This window comes from Ascidiimonas aurantiaca (genome assembly GCF_037646345.1).
Taxonomy (GTDB): domain Bacteria; phylum Bacteroidota; class Bacteroidia; order Flavobacteriales; family Flavobacteriaceae; genus Ascidiimonas; species Ascidiimonas aurantiaca.
Window position 1 is genome coordinate 114,237 of the sequence record NZ_JBBEWR010000009.1, and the last position, 19,093, is coordinate 133,329.

The following is a 19,093-nucleotide window of genomic DNA, read 5'->3' on the forward strand; positions in this document are numbered from 1 at the left end:
TTGTATGGCTATTGCAGAGAAACATATGTTAAACCGCCTGTACTTTGTGGCAGGTTTACTTTTTTTGTTTGCGCTGGCCGTTGCCGGTAAACTCATGTATATCCAGATTGGAGAAGGTGATAAATACAAAGAGCTTGCAGAAAAAAGTACCATCAGAAATTTTATTATTCCCCCCAATAAAGGGAATCTCTATTCTGATGACGGTAGTTTATTGGCCACTTCAGTAACCCGATATGATATTCGTTTTGATGCCCTGGCTCCAGGAGATAAGAATTTTGAATCCCTGCTGGTGCCCCTGTCAGACTCTCTTTCAGTTATGTTGGGCAGGCCGGCATCCTATTACCAAAATATTTTTAGAAAGGCGCGAACACTTAGAAACAGATATTTACTTGTAACCCGTAATCTCGGGTATGCCGAATATATGCGTATAAAAAGCTTTCCGCTTTTCAACCTTGGGCCCTACAGAGGAGGCATTATTACCGAACAAAGAACTGTAAGAGAGCATCCTTTAGGTAAAATAGCAGAAAGAAGTGTGGGGTACGAGCGGATTGATGAAGAGGGGTATATTACCAGAGTAGGTCTGGAAGGAGCTTTTGGAGAATATCTGAGAGGAGAAGAGGGCAGAAGACTTAAGCAGAAAATAGCTAAGGGGCAGTGGAAACCTATTAGCGATACCAATGAAAAAGAGCCTAAAGATGGCTACGATGTAATTTCTACCATAGATATCAATATTCAGGATATTGCCCATCATGCTCTTTTGGAGCAGTTGCAGAAATATGAAGCAGATCATGGTACTGCGGTAGTTATGGAAGTAGCTACCGGTGAGGTAAAAGCAATTTCCAATTTAGGGCGCACTTCCAAAGGCACATATTACGAAAAGCTCAACTATGCCGTAGGCGAATCGCATGAGCCCGGTTCTACCTTCAAGCTCATGTCCTTAATAGCGGCACTCGAAGATAAAGTGATAGATACCAGTTACGTAGTGGACACCGAAAAAGGAGTGGTAAGCTTCTATGGTGCCAAAGTGCGTGACTCCAAACGGGGCGGTTACGGCGTGATTTCAGCCTCAGAAGCTTTTGAAGTGTCATCCAATACAGGTATTGTAAAGATTATAGATGCATTTTACAGCAAGGATCCTTCCCGATTCGTAAACAGGCTCTACAATATGGGCCTTAATGAAAAACTCGGGCTCTCCATTAAAGGAGAAGGCACTCCGTTTATCCCACACCCAAATGACAAAAAGAATTGGAGTGGTATTACATTGCAATGGATGGCTTTCGGGTACAACGTTTCCATGACTCCGCTTCAGGTACTCACCTTTTATAATGCCATAGCCAATGATGGAGAAATGGTTAAACCCAGGCTCATTAAAGAAGTAAGAAGCTTTGACAGGGTAGTGCATCGTTTTGAAAAAGAAGTGCTCAATCCCTCCGTATGTTCTAAAGAAACCGTTGCCAAAGTAAAGCAGTTGCTCGAAAATGTGGTAGAAAAAGAGCACGGCACCGGGCATGATTTGTACTCTGAAGATTTCCCTATTGCCGGAAAAACAGGGACCTGCCAGAAAGACTATGTGTTTAAAGACAATAGTAAACTTCAATATATTTCCTCTTTTGTTGGGTATTTCCCTGCAGATGCTCCCAGGTATTCATGTATAGTAGTTATTCACGAACCCAATAAAGAAAAAGGGTATTACGGGATAGACGTTTCCGGCCCTGTTTTTAAAAATATTGCTCAAAAAATATATACCAATTCTCCACTTACCGATTCAGTTAAGGAGACTGCGCTTGCCATGGCAACTCCGGTAGAAGAATATGAAGCCTATTACGCCAAAGCCACTAAGCGCTATGAGGTGGTACCTAATGTTACAGGTATGAGTGGGATGGACGCGGTCGCACTTCTGGAAAACCTGGGGATGCGCGTATCCCTCAAAGGAGATAACGGGAAAGTGAAAAAACAATCATTAAAACCCGGACAAATAATAGATAATACAAAACCAATAGTGCTGGAACTCGAATGAAGTTTTTAAAAGATATTCTATATAAAGTAAACATTAATGCCGTAACCGGAAATACCCGGGTGCACATAAACGGAATACATTTTGATTCCCGAAAAGTTTCACTTGACGATGTTTTTGTTGCTGTAAAGGGAACCATATCTGACGGACACACTTTTATTGATACAGCAATAGTAGCCGGTGCTATAGCCATTGTTTGCGAATCATTGCCGCAGATTATAGTCAACGGGGTTACTTATATTGAGGTAGAGAATAGCCAAAAAGCATTGGCCATTATGGCCGCTAACTGGTATGACAACCCCTCTTCAAAAATAAAACTCGTAGGGGTTACCGGCACCAATGGAAAAACAACCGTTACCAGTCTGCTCTATCAATTGTTTAGAAAAGCCGGATATAAAGTCGGCTTGTTGTCAACCGTACGTATATGGGTAGATGCACAGGAATATGAGGCCACACACACCACTCCTGATTCGCTTACCATTAATAAATATCTTGATATGATGAGTGATGCGGGAGTAGAGTATTGTTTCATGGAAGTAAGCTCTCATGGTATTCATCAAAAACGAACAGAGGGGCTCTATTTTACAGGTGGTATTTTTACCAATCTTTCGCATGATCATCTGGATTATCACAAAACATTTGCAGCGTACCGCGATGTAAAAAAAGCTTTTTTTGACGGTCTGCCTGAAACAGCATTTGCACTCACCAATGTTGATGATAAGAACGGGATGATAATGCTCCAGAATACAAGAGCCAAAAAATATACCTATGCTTTAAAGTCATTTGCAGATTACAGGGCAGGCATACTTGAAAACCAGCTCGACGGTTTATTGCTCAAGATAAATGACAATGAAGTGTGGTCGCGGCTCATAGGTAGTTTCAATGCGTATAATTTACTCGCTATTTATGGAGCCTCAGAAATACTGGGGCTTGAAAAAATGGAGATCCTCAAGTTAATAAGTGAATTGGAAAATGTAAGCGGGCGTTTCCAGCATTTCGTTTCATCTCAAAAAGTGACAGCCATAGTAGATTATGCTCACACTCCCGATGCTCTTAAAAATGTGTTAGAGACCATTAATAATATACGAACAGGTAATGAAAACCTTATTACCGTAGTAGGTTGCGGAGGAGATCGTGATGCAGAAAAAAGACCTGTTATGGGGGCGATTGCTTCCGCATTGAGCAATACGGCCATTTTCACATCAGATAATCCCAGAAACGAAGATCCTGATGCGATTATAAAAGCAATGGAAGAGGGTGTAGCACCTCAGCATTTTAAGAAAGTATTAGCTATTACAGATAGAAAACAGGCTATAAAAACCGCCTGCAAAATGGCAAACAGCAATGACATTATTCTGGTTGCAGGAAAAGGACATGAAACCTATCAGGAAATTAAAGGAAAGCGACAGCCTTTTGATGATTTTACAATAGTGAAAAAGTTACTGGAAGAATAGTATCTCTTTAAAAAGATATAAAACATATGTTGTACTACTTATTTGAATATTTAGAAAAACAATATCAGGTACCTGGTGCCGGTGTTTTTCAATTCATTTCCTTCAGAGCGGCTATGGCCATTATTTTTTCATTATTGATATCTACAATTTATGGAAAACGCATTATCGTTTTCCTGAGAAAAAAGCAGGTGGGAGAAACAGTACGCAACCTGGGGCTTGAGGGACAAAACGAAAAAGCAGGCACCCCTACTATGGGGGGAATTGTAATTATTCTTTCCACACTCATTCCAGTGTTACTTTTTGCCAAGCTTGATAACATATATATCATACTACTGCTAATAACGACCCTTTGGATGGGGTCTATAGGCTTTATTGATGACTACATCAAAATATTTAAAAAAGACAAAAAGGGGCTTAAAGGTCGCTTCAAGGTACTGGGGCAAATAGGTTTGGGGATCATAGTGGGAATAACCCTGTATTTTCATCCCGGAGTGACTGTTAGAGAAGAGGTCAATTCTACAGAAACCGTTCAAGAAGTAGTTGTGAAAAATGCCCGGGAAAGAGGAGTAGAGCAGGATGGAAAATCCACAAAAACGACCATTCCTTTTGTAAAGAATAACGAGTTTGATTATTCAGACCTGATTGCCTGGGCCGGAGGGAACTACAAAGATTATGCCTGGCTTATTTTTATTCCGGTAGTCATTATTATAGTAACAGCCGTTTCTAACGGGGCCAATCTTACCGATGGTATTGACGGGCTTGCAGCCGGTTCCTCAGCGATTATGGTGCTTACTCTGGGAATTTTTGCATGGGTGTCCGGTAATATTATTTTCTCAGATTACCTTAACATCATGTACATCCCCAATGCAGGGGAGCTCACCGTGTATATTACCGCTTTTGTGGGAGCACTGGTAGGGTTTCTTTGGTACAACGCCTATCCGGCACAAATTTTTATGGGAGATACCGGTAGTCTTACCATTGGCGGAGTTATAGCGGTTATAGCTATTTCGGTCAGGAAAGAACTGCTTATTCCACTTTTGTGCGGGATCTTCCTGGCAGAAAACCTCTCAGTAGTATTACAGGTAGGTTATTTTAAATATACCAAGAAGAGATATGGTGAAGGCCGTCGCATTTTTTTAATGTCACCATTGCATCATCATTATCAGAAAAAAGGATACCACGAGAGTAAGATCGTAACACGATTCTGGATTGTAGGTATCATACTAGCCATTTTTACTATAGTCACCTTAAAATTGAGGTAGTAAATGAAGAAACTCGTAATACTTGGCGGAGGTGAAAGCGGTGTGGGAACCGCCATATTAGGAAAGAAACAGGGGTTTGAAGTGTTTCTTTCAGATCATGGAGTAATAAAAGAGAAATACAAAGATGTTCTTAAACATAATGAAGTAGTCTGGGAAGAAGGAGGGCATACCCTGCAAAAATTTGAAAATGCAGATGTGGTGATGAAAAGCCCGGGTATTCCCGATAAAGCAGAAGCCGTACAGTACTTTATAAAAAAAGGCATACCCGTTGTTTCAGAAATAGAGTTTGCTGCAAAACATACTAATGCCACCATAATAGGCATTACCGGTACCAATGGCAAAACCACTACCACATTGCTTACCGGGCATATACTACAACATGGCCACCTAAATGTAGGCGTTGCCGGGAATATTGGAGATAGTTTTGCCAAAATGGTAGCAGAAAATGACAAAGCCTACTACGTGTTGGAGATCAGTAGTTTTCAATTAGATGGTATTGAGGAATTCAGACCTCATATCGCTATCATTACCGGAATAACTCCCGATCATCTTGACAGGTATGACGGAGTGTTCGAAAACTACATAGCGTCAAAGTTTAGGATCGCTATGAACCAGACCCATGAAGACTACCTCATTTATGATGGAGACAGTAAAGTAATTAACCAATGGTTAAAAAGCAATCCGGTAGCGTCCCGGTTATTGCCATTTTCAACAGAAAACCAAATAGAAGAAGGCGCCTTTTTAAAAGATAAACAAATACAGGTATTAACAAATAAAGAATCATTCAAGATGTCCACAGAAACCTTTGCCCTACAGGGTAATCACAATATTAAGAACGCAATGGCGGCTTCTACCGTAGCGCAGTTACTTAATATCCGCAAGCAGACCATTCGGGAATGTCTTGAAAATTTTCAGGGCGCAGAACACCGTTTGGAAAAAGTATTAAAGATACATAATGTACAATACATTAATGACTCTAAGGCCACCAATGTGAATGCTACATTCTATGCTCTGGATAGTATGGAGTCCCCAACGGTATGGATTGTTGGCGGACAAGACAAAGGCAATGATTATAGCACTTTAATGCCTCTGGTAAGAGAAAAAGTAAAAGCCATTATATGTCTTGGGGTCGATAACTCCCGTATCATAGAATCCTTTGGGAGAATTGTAGATCTTATGGTAGAGACTGTTTCTATGCAGGAAGCCGTAAAAATGGCCTATAAAATTGCAAAAAAAGGAGATACTGTTCTGCTTTCTCCCGCCTGTGCCAGTTTTGATTTGTTTACAAATTATGAAGATCGTGGTTCACAATTCAAAGAAGCTGTGAGGAACCTTTAAAGAAGCCGTACGTACACATGCAAACAATATTTAGAAACATAAAAGGAGACAAAGCCATTTGGGCCATAGTGGCTCTGCTTGCCCTGTTTTCTTTTTTGCCTGTGTACAGTGCCAGCACCAACCTTGTATATGTAGTAGGAACCGGGACCACCATAGGACATCTTGTAAAACATGGTATGCTTTTATTCTTAGGTTTCATTATTATATATGCAGTACATAGAGTCCCCGCACATTATTTTAAAGGGCTCTCCATTATTGCCATGCCCGTAACCCTTTTGTTGCTGGTATATACCCTTGCTCAGGGAACCACCATAGGTGGAGCTAATGCCAGCCGCTGGATACAGGTACCCTTTGTGGGCGTTACGTTTCAGACCTCTACACTGGCATCAGTAGTATTGCTCACCTATGTAGCGCGATACTTGACAAAGATCAGGGACCGTGAAATCACCTTTAAAGAATCATTAGTGCCTTTATGGGCGCCCGTTTTTTGTGTTCTGGCACTCATTCTGCCGGCAAATTTTTCAACAACCGCCATCATATTTTTTATGGTGCTTATGCTTTGTTTTTTAGGAGGATATCCGTTAAAGTACCTTATGCGAATTGTAGGGGCCGGTATCGTGGCACTTACCTTTTTCGTGCTTATGGCCAAAGCCTTTCCCGATTTGTTCCCCAACAGAGTAGATACCTGGATCAGCAGAATAGAAAGCTTTGCAGACAAAGAAGATACCGAAGGTGATTATCAAATTGAAAAAGCCAAGATCGCTATCGCAACCGGTGGTGTAGCAGGGGTTGGGGCAGGAAAAAGCGTTATGAAAAACTTCCTGCCGCAAAGTACTTCCGATTTTATTTATGCCATTATCGTAGAAGAATACGGGTTACTGGGAGCTTTGACCCTCATGTTTTTATACATGTTATTGCTGTTCAGGATCGTAATAGTCGCACATAAGGCAGATACGGTGTTCGGAAAGCTGGTAGTCATGGGCGTAGGATTACCCATAGTTTTCCAGGCGCTTATAAATATGGCAGTGGCAGTTGAATTGTTTCCGGTTACCGGCCAGACCCTTCCTCTTATAAGCAGTGGGGGAACTTCGATCTGGATGACCTGCCTGGCGTTAGGAATGGTACTGGGGGTAAGTGCCCGAAGAGAAACCACACTTGAAGAAAATAAATTTGAAGAAGATAAAGAAACAAACCCTTTAGAAATTTTAAGTGAGCAACTATAAATTTATCATATCAGGAGGCGGTACCGGAGGACATATCTATCCGGCCCTTGCTATTGCCAATGCCCTTAAGGTGCGCTACCCAGGAGCACAGTTTCTCTTTGTGGGAGCTATTGGGCGTATGGAAATGGAAAAAGTGCCCCAGGCAGGATATGAGATCAAAGGGTTGCATATTGCCGGTTTACAGCGAAAGCTTACCCTCCAAAACCTATGGTTCCCATTTCGGTTACTTCACAGTCTTTGGCACGCATTCAAAATTATTAAAAAAGTAAAGCCGCACATAGTAATTGGTACAGGTGGATATGCCAGCGGACCACTCCTTAAGATGGCCTCTTTTGCAGGCATCCCTTACCTTTTACAAGAACAAAATTCATACCCGGGTATTACCAATAAACTTCTGGCAGGCAAAGCTTCACGTATTTGTGTGGCATATGACGGACTCGAGAGATACTTTCCGGCACACAAAATTGTTAAAACCGGGAATCCCGTGCGGGAAGACCTTTTAGAAATAGCATCTAAAAAAGAAGAAGCACTAAAGCATTTTGACCTGGACCCCACGCGAAAAACCCTTTTTATAGTGGGGGGAAGCCAGGGTGCCAGAAAAATTAATGAAGTGGTTGAAAAACACCTTTCCTTTTTTAAAGATCATCAATTACAAATCATCTGGCAATGCGGAAAACGCTACTATGACGAATATAAAAAGCATGCATCCCAAGATGTAAAAGTATTGCATTTTATAAGCAGAATGGATTTTGCATACGCCGCTGCTGATTTTATCGTGTCACGTTCAGGGGCCGGAACCGTTTCCGAACTGTGTATAGTTGGGAAGCCCGTAGTGTTTGTTCCTTCACCTAATGTCGCAGAAGACCATCAAACCAAAAACGCCATGGCCTTAGTAGCTGCCGGGGCTGCATTGTTAATCAAAGAAAAAGAAGTTTTTTCCGTTTTTGAAAAAGAATTTTCAACATTGCTCCACTCTGAAGAAATGCAGCAAAAATTCTCAGAGAATATTAAAGATCTGGCGCTTCCCGATGCAACAATGCATATAGTAGAAGAAATAGAAAAAATACTAAACAAAGCAAATACAACCAGGTAATAGCATGGAAATGAAAAATGTACATAGTGTATATTTCATAGGCATAGGAGGCATAGGTATGTCTGCCCTGGCCCGTTACTTTGCTTTTCTAGGTAAAACCGTAGGCGGCTATGATAAAACCGTTACTGTACTTACTAATGAATTATCTGCTTCCGGAATGTATGTACATTATGAAGATAGCATACAGCAGGTGCCTCCCGTATTTCTGGATAAAAAAAACACCCTTATCGTATATACACCCGCCATACCGGCCGAACATACAGAACTTACCTATTTTAGGGCTCATAACTTTACCCTTATGAAAAGGGCAGAAGTATTAGGGCTCATTACCCGTGAAACATTTTGTTTTGCCGTTGCAGGTACACATGGTAAAACCACTACCTCTGCCATACTGGCCCATATACTTCATGAAACCGGCACACCTCTTACCGCTTTTCTGGGAGGGATATCAGAAAACTTTCAAAGCAATTTTATAGCACGCGGAGAAGAAGTAACTATTGCCGAGGCCGATGAATTTGACCGTTCCTTTTTGCATTTATCTCCCGATGTAGCCTGTATTACCTCTATGGATGCAGACCATCTTGATATTTATGGAGAGAAAGCATCACTCGAAGAAGCCTTCAGGGCATTTGCCAAAAAACTGAAGCCAGGAGGACAGCTTTTTGTAAAAAGTGGGTTACCGGTAGAAGGAATTACCTACGGAATTAATGACAATTCAGACTATTGTATAAAGAATTTGAAGATCAAAAATGCGACCTACGTTTTTGATGTGGTGACACCCACAGAAGTGATAAAGGGTGTAGAGTTTAGCAAGCCTGGACAGCATAACTTGTTAAACGGATTAGTGGCTTTTGCGATGGCGGTGCAGACAGGTACTTCAACTTACCGCCTCGCCAAAGCACTAAAAACTTTTAAAGGAGTTAAAAGACGCTTTAGTTACCAAATACAAAAAGAAGATCTGGTATATATAGATGATTACGCGCATCACCCTACCGAGATCGATGCCGTTTACCAGGCCGTAAGAGAAATGCACCCCAAAAAACAGGTACTGGCAGTTTTTCAGCCTCACCTTTACAGCAGGACCAAAGATTTTGCAGATGCTTTTGCCAAAAGCCTTTCTTATTTTGATGAAGTAATACTGCTGGATATTTACCCGGCCCGGGAAAAACCCATTCCCGGCATAAACTCAGACTGGTTACTGGAAAAAATTACCATAACTAAAAAACAAAAACTTTCAAAATCCGGTCTGTTAGCGTATTTAACCACCAAAGAAACCGGTGTAATATTAACCCTCGGGGCAGGGGATATAGGAGAACAGGTAGAACATATAAAAGCAATACTACTCCATGAAAATTAAAAAAGCATATATACAGCTGGTAGCCGTTATGGGACTTGTTATTTTTCTATACGCTTTTACCAATGACCGGAATAGTAAGAGGAAACTCACCCGGGTAGAAGTACAGTTTGTAAATAGCGAAAACCTTTTTATTACCTATCCCACAGTTAATAAATTGTTAATACAAAATAAGGATACCATTACGAACATAGCTAAAGAAAAATTAGTTTTGAATAAACTGGAGGAAACACTAAACGCGAATCAAATGATCCGGGATGCTCAGGTTTATCTTACTGTAAATGGTAAACTTGGGGCCAAAATAAGGCAAAGAACCCCCATTGCCAGAGTTAAAGGAAAACAAATGTATTACCTCGATTCAGAAGGTGAAAGCATGCCATTATCATCCGTGTTCTCGGCGAGAGTTCCTTTAATAACCGGTGCGGTAAGTGAAAAGAACCTTCCGGAAGTGTATAAACTGGCAAAGTATATTTGGAATGACATTTTTCTGAAACAACATGTAATAGACATCCAGGTAAAGAACAATCATTTTGAGTTGCTCTTGCGAAAAGATGACTTTAAGGTGGTAGTGGGCAAAAGTGACCACCTTACGCATAAGTTCAGGAACTTCAAGGCATTTTATCAGAAAGCGCAAAAAGATGGAAGCATCACCCGGTATAAGCAGGTGAGTTTACAATTTGACAACCAAGTAGTTTGTACCAAAAAGTAAAGAATGGAAGGTAGTAATTATGCAATAGGACTTGATATAGGAACCACTAAAATAGTGGCGATGATAGGCCGTAAGAATGAATATGGAAAGATCGAGATCCTGGCTATAGGGAAATCCAAAAGCCTGGGGGTTCATCGGGGGGTAGTTAACAATATTACACAAACCATACAGTCCATTCAGCAGGCCGTTGAACAGGCCGAAAGCAATTCGGGCCTTAAAATATCAGAAGTAGTGGTAGGTATTGCCGGGCAGCATATAAGAAGCCTGCAGCACAGTGATTATATTACCCGCCCTAATGCAGACGAGGTGATTGATGAAGATGATGTGGAGAGCCTCTGCAACCAGGTGTATAAACTGGTAATGCTTCCAGGAGAAGAGATCATTCACGTATTGCCACAAGAATTTAAAGTAGATGGGCAGGCAGAGATCAAAGAACCGGTTGGGATGTATGGCGGACGTCTGGAAGCTAATTTTCACGTAGTGGTGGGACAAATATCGTCCATACGCAATATAGGAAGGTGTGTGAAGAGCTCAGGACTGGATCTCGCAGGGATCACTCTGGAACCGTTGGCTTCGGCCAATGCCGTATTAAGCCAGGAGGAAAAAGAAGCCGGGGTGGCCCTTATTGATATTGGCGGGGGAACCACAGATCTGGCGATCTTTAAAGATGGCATAATTCGTCATACCGCCGTAATTCCCTTTGGAGGGAATGTCATTACTGAAGATATAAAAGAAGGATGCTCTATTATAGAAAAGCAGGCAGAATTGTTAAAAATAAAATTTGGTTCTGCATGGCCCGGTGAGAATAAAGATAATGAGATCGTTTCCATTCCCGGCCTGAGAGGTAGGGAACCCAAAGAAATAACCCTAAAAAACCTTTCCAAGATCATTCATGCCCGGGTGGTAGAAATTATAGAACAGGTATATCTCGAGATAAAGAATTATGGCCATGAAGAACAAAAGAAAAAGCTTATTGCCGGCATTGTACTTACCGGAGGGGGAAGTCAGCTAAAACACCTCAAGCAATTGGTAGAGTACATAACCGGGATGGATACACGTATTGGATACCCCAACGAACACCTCGCAGGAGATTCTGATACCGAAACAGCCAGCCCGCTGTATGCCACAGCTGTGGGTCTTGTTATGAATGCCCTTAACAGGCTTGATAAAAACAATGTAAAACCCGAAGAAACACCAGATGAACATCCGGTAGAAGATCATGAACCGGAAAATGACCCCAAAACAACATCGGCCCCTAAAAAGGAGCGGAAGTCCATTTTTGAAAAATGGTCCGATAAGTTGAAAGATTTTTTAGATAATGCAGAATAAGCCAATACACAAAATAGTAAAAAACCGTTATGAGCAGCAATACAGATTTTGAGAATATTTCATTTGATCTGCCAAAAAACCAAAGCAATGTAATTAAAGTAATTGGTGTTGGTGGAGGAGGGAGCAATGCTATAAACCATATGTTCCGGCTAGGTATAAAAGGCGTAGATTTTGTGATCTGCAATACAGATGCACAGGCGCTGGAAAACAGCCCCATACCCAATAAAATACAGTTAGGCGTTTCTCTTACCGAAGGGCTGGGAGCAGGTGCCAATCCCGAAGTGGGTGAGCAGGCCGCCATAGAGAGTATAGAAGAAATTAAAGCCATGTTGGAGACCAATACCAAAATGGTTTTTATTACTGCAGGTATGGGGGGAGGTACGGGTACAGGAGCCGCTCCCATTATTGCAAAAATGGCAAAGGATCTCGATATCCTTACCGTAGGTATCGTGACCATTCCTTTTCAGTTTGAAGGCAAAACCCGAAACGAACAAGCGCAAAGAGGGGTAGAAAAACTACGTTCACACGTAGATTCCCTCGTTGTGATCAATAATAATAAATTAAGAGAAGTATATGGAAATCTTGGCTTTAAGGCCGGTTTCTCAAAAGCAGACGAAGTATTGGCTACCGCATCCAGAGGTATTGCTGAGGTGATAACCCATCACTATACTCAAAATATTGACCTTAGAGATGCCAAAACGGTGCTTTCCAACAGCGGAACCGCTATCATGGGTTCGTCTTCTGCTTCCGGTGAGAACAGGGCTCAGGAAGCTATTGTAAAAGCGCTCGATTCACCATTATTAAATGATAATAAAATCAGAGGAGCTAAAAATGTATTGTTGCTCATTGTTTCCGGCTCTCAGGAAATTACCATAGATGAAATTGGAGAGATCAACGATCATATACAATCCGAAGCAGGACACGGAGCCAATATTATTATGGGAGTAGGCGAAGACGACGAACTGGGAGAAGCGATTGCTGTAACCGTAATTGCTACCGGCTTCAATCCCGAACAACAGCATGAGATCGTCAATACCGAAGCCAAAAAAATTATTCATACTCTTGAAGATGAACAAAAGGCTACTCAGGACCTTTCACCTGAAAAAACTTCCCTTTCCATGATTTTTCCCAAAGAGAAAAAACAACCTCAGGTAAAAAAGGAAGCGACCGTAATAAGACATACCCTGGAAGAGACTCTGCCACCATCTGAACCTCATGCAACGGCAGAGCTGATACCCACCACCGATTTATTGCGCAACATAAACGTGTTGTATGAAGAAGTACCGGCGGTAGAAGATGATTTTATTATTATTGACACCACTGCTCAATTGCGGGATATTGATGTGGTAGATGCCCAAGAAGTGAAAGCAGAAGAGAAAAAACAGATCACGCTGGCATTCGATATGCCTTTCGAAGCCTCTGATGAAGAGAGTACTGGAAAAGCTGATAATGTAGTGTTGTTTGATCTTACTGATGAGGTGAGAAATGTAGATGTCAATGATCCGGTAGAAGTTATTCCGGTAACCGAATATTCCAAAGAAGGAGAAAAACGGTACAGCCTTGATGATTATATGGAAGTAGAGAACCAGCTTACCAATGCGAAACCAGTAGTAAAAGATTCCGGAGTAACCGAAGAGGCCTTAAAATTTAATAAGCGGGTAGAACCCGAAGAAGAAATAGCTCCGTTGGAATCCGAAAAGGTAGATCCGCTTTACAGTTCTATAAAAGATACTTTAAAACTGAGAGCAGATGAACGTAGAAAGAAATTAAAAGAATTTAATTATAAGTTCCAAAACAATATTTCGAGAATTGACGAGATCGAAAAGCAACCGGCTTACAAAAGAATGGGAATAGAGTTAGAAGACAAAAAAGAAAATAATTCTTCCAGAACCTCACTGGGAACCGATAGCAACGATGATATCCAGTTAAGATCTAATAATTCATTTCTACATGACAATGTAGATTAGTAGAAAACATCCTTTAACCTGCAAAGCCTATGTTTTTAACCCGGATCCTTTAAGGTTCCGGGTTATTTATTATCTTCGCACTTCAATACAAATCAAGTACAAATGAGTTTACAGACAGACATCATGAACGCTTTAAAAGAAGCTATGAAAGCCAAAGATACTGTGGCCCTGGAGTCGTTAAGAGCTGTAAAATCGGCATTGTTACTGGCAAAGACCGAAAGCGGTGCCAGTGAGAACCTTTCGGAAGATCAGGAGATCAAGATCCTTCAAAAACTTGTGAAACAACGTCGTGACAGCGCTTCCATTTTTACAGAGCAGGGCAGGACAGACCTGGCTGAACCCGAATTGGCACAGGCTGAAGTAATAGCACGTTTTTTGCCCGAACAGATGGATGAGGCTGCCATAGAAAAAGAAGTTCTGGCCGTAATTTCGGAAACCGGAGCTTCTGGTATGAAAGATATGGGAAGAGTAATGGGGGTAGTGTCTAAAAAACTTGCCGGAAAAGCCGATGGAAAAACAATTTCAACAATTGTTAAGCAGAAATTATCATAATTTGTATTTTTGCCGCCAATAGATATAGTGAGGCCGCGTAGTTCAACTGGATAGAATATCAGATTTCGGCTCTGAGGGTTGGGGGTTCGAATCCTCCCGCGGTCACATGAAGCATAAAACCTGCAATGTAATTGTAGGTTTTTGTTCTTAGGAAAAAACGAAAACGTTAGTTGTAAGTTTTGGAGAATAACAAATAAGGCAAAGCATTAGCTTTACTGATCTTGTATTTACAGAAGTGAGCGTATTGAAGATCATTTGTGTTAGATAATCCTCGCGCAGTCACAAAGAACTCATATTTATATTTAAAAAGTCTGAAAACATGCTGATTTTCAGGCTTTTTAGTTTTTATTGTTTGTTAATTACCTGAATAACTTTAGGATCAATATCGAGATTAACTCCGGTGAGCCCTTTTTCATTGTATTCAACACTGTTAAGTACATACTTCATAGCTTCTTTACGTGCAAGATCTTTATCGTTCCCTTTTACAACAATCCAGGGTGAGTTTTGCGTACCCGTATTTTTAAACATTAGTTCTTTGTATCTTGTAAAATCATCCCATTTTTGTTGTGCCTGGGCATCAACAGTGCTAAGCTTCCAGCTAATAAGAGGGTTGGTTTTACGTTCTTCAAGTCTCATCTTTTGCTCTTCTTTGTCAATGGAAAACCATAATTTGAAAAGAAACATTCCATCTTCAATAAGCATATTTTCAAATTGAACTACCTGTTTAATAAACAATTCGTACTGCTCCTGAGAGCAGAAGCCCATTACAGGCTCTACAACTGCTCTGTTATACCAACTCCGGTCAAAAAACACAATCTCTCCCGGACTTGGAAAGTGATTAACATACCTTTGGAAATACCATTGTCCCTTTTCTTCAGAACTGGGTTTGTTTAGTGCAACAACTCTGTAGTGTCTTGGGTTAATGAACCGAATAAATCGCATTATTGCACCACCTTTTCCTGCACTATCTCTCCCTTCACAGATAATTATCAGTCTTTTTCCAGATTCAATCAACCAATTTTGCATACGAACCATTTCAGTCTGTAGCTTTATATACTCAGGATCATTTTCTATAGAATGTAAATGCATACGTTAATTTTTTCAATGTTTGTCAACAACCCTTATAAAATGTAGCATCATCCTACGGAGTACCGTACACCTATACCTTGTGTTGCACGCTTTCTTTTTTATTCTTTTTAAACTGCCAGATCGTCTTCTACTATTACGTCATTACGCTTTGATCTTCTTTCAAGCAGGGCAAATCCAAAGGTTAGAACTCCAACACGCCCAATGAACATTAAAAGTATGACCAATACCTTACCAATATTTGTGAGTTCACTTGTTATTCCCGTGCTTAGACCTACAGTTCCGAGAGCGGAGGCAACTTCAAAAAGTATTTGCTGAAATTCAAACTGCTCTGAAAAAGTAAGCAGAAACGTAAACAGGAAAATGATACTGGTGTAAAGTATGAAAGTAGAAGTTGCAACATAAAGTCTTTCAAAAGGAATTGTTCTGTTTAAAAATGATATACGCTTCTGTCCAAATAACCTGCTCTTTATAACAGAAACCATAGCTGTTAACGTTGTAATTTTCATCCCACCTGCTGTACCGGAAGGAGAAGCACCTATATACATTAAAAAGGTTATAAACAGTAAAATGGGAAGGCTTAGTCCACCCGTTGGAATTGTATTAAAACCAACAGTTGTCATTGCTGTCATTGCCTGGAAAAACGATTCTGTAAACTTGGCATCAGAGTTTTGTACGGTTGGTTCGGTCAAATAAACAAGGGCAGTTCCCGTGAACAAGAGCAGAACAAAACCGTAAGTGACAATTTTTGTAGTAAATGAGATACTTTTTGATTTTCTTGTGATCCTGTACCACAGATCAGTTATGACTATGAACCCAAGCGAGCCTGCAATAGCAAGTACGGAGATAATGGTATTAACAAAGGTATTGTTATTGTAACCTTCAAAACTGTCATTAAATAACCCAAATCCCGCTGTACAAAACGCAGAAACGCTATGGAATATTGAAAACCAAATGGCCTTCAATGACTCCATTCCCATTTGTCTAAAGGCAATAAAAAAACAGATCGCTCCCAAAGTTTCCATGATAACGGTAAAAACAACTACACTTTTAATGAAGTCTTTTATTTTAATGGTTTTGGGCAAAGTGAATTCTGCACCTATAATGTTGTTATGCCAATGCGTAATTCTTTGTGTTGTTAATAAGAGATAATAAGTTGTCAAAGTCATATAACCAATTCCACCAATCTGGAAAAGGATCATCACTATAAACTGTCCAAAAAAATTATATGAGTCGTAAACGCTAACCGTGACCAGTCCTGTGGTGGAAATGGCAGAAGTTGAGATGAACAGGTTGTCAAGCCATCCTACACTTGTTTTGTGAAATACTGGTATCGCTAAAAGCCCAAATCCAATTATAGTGTACAAGAAAAATCCCCAAACCAAATTCATTTGCGGGGACTTTTTCACCTGGAATTGTTTATACGCAACCAGGATTTTTTCAATTATGTTTTTCTTATGTGTCATAATCTCTTTTCAAACGGTATGCTATGGGAATCTGTCTCAAAACTACCAAAGTTTTTGATAAAAGTAAGAATTTCTTTTATGGTGGTGTTAAAACTAAATTTTAGTTTTTGGTACTTATTATCATACTATTTAAAGCATAGCGTGCTTTTATCTGAATTTAAATACTGGTGGTTTAATTAGTTATGGAATGTTAATGTATTAACATATCATTTAATTTATTTCTATATAGGCCGGTATAGGTTATTCTATGATCGTTGACATCTGTGCTAACCTCATTTTCTGAGTATTCAAAGTTATGTTTGTTTTTTTGTTTACCTACAACCTAATTTTTTTATTATAGATTTTATAATAACTCCTTAATTAACAACCATAGGTTTTGCGAAACAAAAATACCAACAGATATGCTGTTTTACTAACCGATACGACTATAAAGGTTAGGAAGCTGTATTTTTTCCTTTTCCAAATGGGTTAAAACCCAAAGCATTTGCGATACGGGAAAGAGGGTGTAAATCTTATTTTTGCTGTAGAGGTAAGAAGTAGGTCAATAAAACAAAAACTGCCAAGTAGAGTAAGACCAGAAATGCATGTGGTGATTTGTGAGATCTAACATATCAAAGTGTATCAAAACCTAACAAGGCTTTTAAGCCTTTCTAAATTTTATAGTATGCCTGTTATTGGAAATATAATAAAAGGATTTATTGAGATTAGAGATTATATAACTCCGGAGAAAGATCATATAAAACTCCAGGAGAAAGTGCTGGAGGAATTACTCGAAAAAGCCCGTGATACTGCTTTTGGGAAACACTATCACTTTGAAACCGTTTTAGCATCAGATAACAGGTCAAAAACATTCTCAAAAATAGTACCTGGATTTGATTATGATACTTTGAACCGGAAATGGTGGCATCGCCTTCACGATGGTGAATATGATGTGACATGGCCGGGAAACCCTGACTATTTTGCTCTGAGTTCCGGTACTACCGGCAAGACCAGTAAGCGTATTCCGGTTACCAAAGATATGATAGAGGTGATAAGAAATGCTGGTATTAAACAGATCTATGCCCTGGCAAACTTCAATATGCCCCCGGAATTCTTTGAAAAAGATATTCTTATGCTTGGAAGCTCTACAGATTTAACACAGACAGAAGGACATCAGGAAGGAGAGATAAGCGGGATTAGTGCTTCAAATATACCGGGCTGGTTTCAGGGATTTTACAAACCCGGGATCGATATCGCTTCTATAGAGGATTGGGACCAACGTGTACTGGCTATTGCCAAAAAGGCTAAAGAATGGGATGTGGGAGCCATTAGCGGTATTCCATCCTGGATAGAGTTAATGTTAAAAAAAATTATTGAGTATCATAACGTAGAAACTATTCATGATATATGGCCTAATTTTCAAGTATATACTTCAGGAGGTATTGCTTTTGGACCTTACGAAAAAAGTTTCAGGGCCTTAACCTCAAAACCCCTTCAGATAATTGATACCTATTTAGCCTCTGAAGGGTTCCTTGCCTTTCAGGCAAGACCAGAAACCGATGCCATGCAATTGATCACTGACAATGGAGTGTATTTTGAGTTTGTGCCCTTTGACGCCCAATATATCAATGAGGACGGGAGCTTAAAAGAAGGCTTTCCTAGTTATACACTTGCAGAGGTAGAACCGGAGCGGGATTATATTTTGCTTATAAGCACAGTTGCGGGAGCATGGCGTTACCTGATTGGCGACACTATAAAATTTACAGATGTGTCTCGTGCTGAAATAAAGATTACAGGACGTACCAAGTTTTTTCTAAACACAGTAGGGTCTCAACTTTCCGTAAATAAACTGAATGATGCGGTAAAACATCTGGAAGACAAATTATCTATACAAATACCAGAATTTACCATTAGCGCTATTGAATACGATAATGAGTATTACCATCATTGGTTTTTGGGCACCTCAAATCCTGATAATCTAAATTCAGAAAAAGCTGCTGCCATTCTTGATAACTATCTGAAAAAAGTGAACAAAAACTACAAAGTTGCTCGTTCCAGGGCTCTGAAAGGTGTCAAAGTAAATGCGGTAACCTTAGCAGCTTTTTACGAATGGAATGCCCAAAAAAAGAAAAAGGGTGGGCAGGTAAAAATGGAAAAAGTAATGAAGCCTGAAAAGTTCAAGCAATGGAAAAAATTTGTTTCTAACTTAAAAGAGCCCAGTTAAACAAGAGCAAAACCAAATAGCGAAGAATATAAGACCGAAATAG

At 40.1% G+C, this 19,093-nt stretch carries 14 protein-coding genes and 1 tRNA gene; 13 read left to right on the plus strand and 2 right to left on the minus strand.

The features are described 5' to 3' along the window. Positions 1-4: 4 nt before the first annotated feature. From WAO84_RS10470 to WAO84_RS10525, 12 genes are all read left to right on the plus strand, one after another. Complete coding sequence (locus WAO84_RS10470) at positions 5-2,017, plus strand: penicillin-binding protein (RefSeq protein WP_340065617.1); 2,013 nt, start codon at positions 5-7, stop codon at positions 2,015-2,017. After that, positions 2,014-3,468 (plus strand): UDP-N-acetylmuramoyl-L-alanyl-D-glutamate--2,6-diaminopimelate ligase, encoded by a 1,455-nt coding sequence (locus WAO84_RS10475; RefSeq protein WP_340065619.1) that lies wholly within the window; start codon positions 2,014-2,016, stop codon positions 3,466-3,468. The genes WAO84_RS10470 and WAO84_RS10475 overlap by 4 nt, the downstream gene beginning before the upstream one ends. Positions 3,469-3,494: 26 nt before the next feature. Next, positions 3,495-4,730: a phospho-N-acetylmuramoyl-pentapeptide-transferase gene (mraY, locus tag WAO84_RS10480; RefSeq protein WP_340065620.1), complete on the plus strand. Its 1,236-nt coding sequence runs from the start codon at positions 3,495-3,497 to the stop codon at positions 4,728-4,730. Between the two features lie 3 nt (positions 4,731-4,733). Continuing rightward, positions 4,734-6,068: a UDP-N-acetylmuramoyl-L-alanine--D-glutamate ligase gene (murD, locus tag WAO84_RS10485; RefSeq protein WP_340065622.1), complete on the plus strand. Its 1,335-nt coding sequence runs from the start codon at positions 4,734-4,736 to the stop codon at positions 6,066-6,068. Positions 6,069-6,085: 17 nt separating this feature from the next. Continuing rightward, positions 6,086-7,291 carry an FtsW/RodA/SpoVE family cell cycle protein gene (locus WAO84_RS10490; protein WP_340065625.1) on the plus strand — a complete coding sequence of 402 codons (1,206 nt, stop codon included), beginning with the start codon at positions 6,086-6,088 and terminating at the stop codon, positions 7,289-7,291. After that, complete coding sequence (murG, locus tag WAO84_RS10495; protein ID WP_340065626.1) at positions 7,278-8,384, plus strand: undecaprenyldiphospho-muramoylpentapeptide beta-N-acetylglucosaminyltransferase; 1,107 nt, start codon at positions 7,278-7,280, stop codon at positions 8,382-8,384. Before WAO84_RS10490 ends, murG begins: the two co-directional genes overlap by 14 nt. A gap of 4 nt (positions 8,385-8,388) precedes the next feature. Next, positions 8,389-9,741, plus strand: a complete 1,353-nt coding sequence (murC, locus tag WAO84_RS10500; RefSeq protein ID WP_340065627.1) for a UDP-N-acetylmuramate--L-alanine ligase — start codon at positions 8,389-8,391, stop codon at positions 9,739-9,741. After that, complete coding sequence (locus WAO84_RS10505; protein ID WP_340065630.1) at positions 9,731-10,447, plus strand: cell division protein FtsQ/DivIB; 717 nt, start codon at positions 9,731-9,733, stop codon at positions 10,445-10,447. The genes murC and WAO84_RS10505 overlap by 11 nt, the downstream gene beginning before the upstream one ends. 3 nt (positions 10,448-10,450) lie before the next feature. Continuing rightward, on the plus strand, positions 10,451-11,776 hold the full coding sequence (gene ftsA, locus WAO84_RS10510; RefSeq protein ID WP_340065632.1) for a cell division protein FtsA: 1,326 nt from the start codon (positions 10,451-10,453) through the stop codon (positions 11,774-11,776). 29 nt (positions 11,777-11,805) lie between these two features. After that, positions 11,806-13,743 carry a cell division protein FtsZ gene (gene ftsZ / locus WAO84_RS10515; protein ID WP_340065634.1) on the plus strand — a complete coding sequence of 646 codons (1,938 nt, stop codon included), beginning with the start codon at positions 11,806-11,808 and terminating at the stop codon, positions 13,741-13,743. 102 nt (positions 13,744-13,845) lie between these two features. Beyond that, on the plus strand, positions 13,846-14,295 hold the full coding sequence (locus WAO84_RS10520) for a GatB/YqeY domain-containing protein (RefSeq protein ID WP_340065635.1): 450 nt from the start codon (positions 13,846-13,848) through the stop codon (positions 14,293-14,295). 31 nt (positions 14,296-14,326) lie between these two features. Beyond that, positions 14,327-14,400 (plus strand) — tRNA-Arg (locus WAO84_RS10525). Positions 14,401-14,640: 240 nt separating this feature from the next. Here WAO84_RS10525 and ppk2 read toward each other — a convergent pair. Together ppk2 and WAO84_RS10535 are read right to left on the minus strand one after the other, a co-directional pair. Then, a complete protein-coding gene (gene ppk2 / locus WAO84_RS10530; protein WP_340065636.1) occupies positions 14,641-15,384 on the minus strand; it encodes a polyphosphate kinase 2 in 744 nt (247 codons plus the stop codon). A 107-nt stretch (positions 15,385-15,491) separates the two neighbouring features. After that, positions 15,492-16,772, minus strand: a complete 1,281-nt coding sequence (locus WAO84_RS10535) for a TrkH family potassium uptake protein (protein ID WP_340065637.1) — start codon at positions 16,770-16,772, stop codon at positions 15,492-15,494. Between the two features lie 739 nt (positions 16,773-17,511). Here WAO84_RS10535 and WAO84_RS10540 point away from each other — a divergent pair. Further along, entirely contained in the window at positions 17,512-19,050 is a 1,539-nt protein-coding gene (locus tag WAO84_RS10540; RefSeq protein ID WP_340065639.1) for a GH3 family acyl-acid amido synthetase, read from the plus strand. The last annotated feature ends 43 nt before the right edge of the window (positions 19,051-19,093 follow it).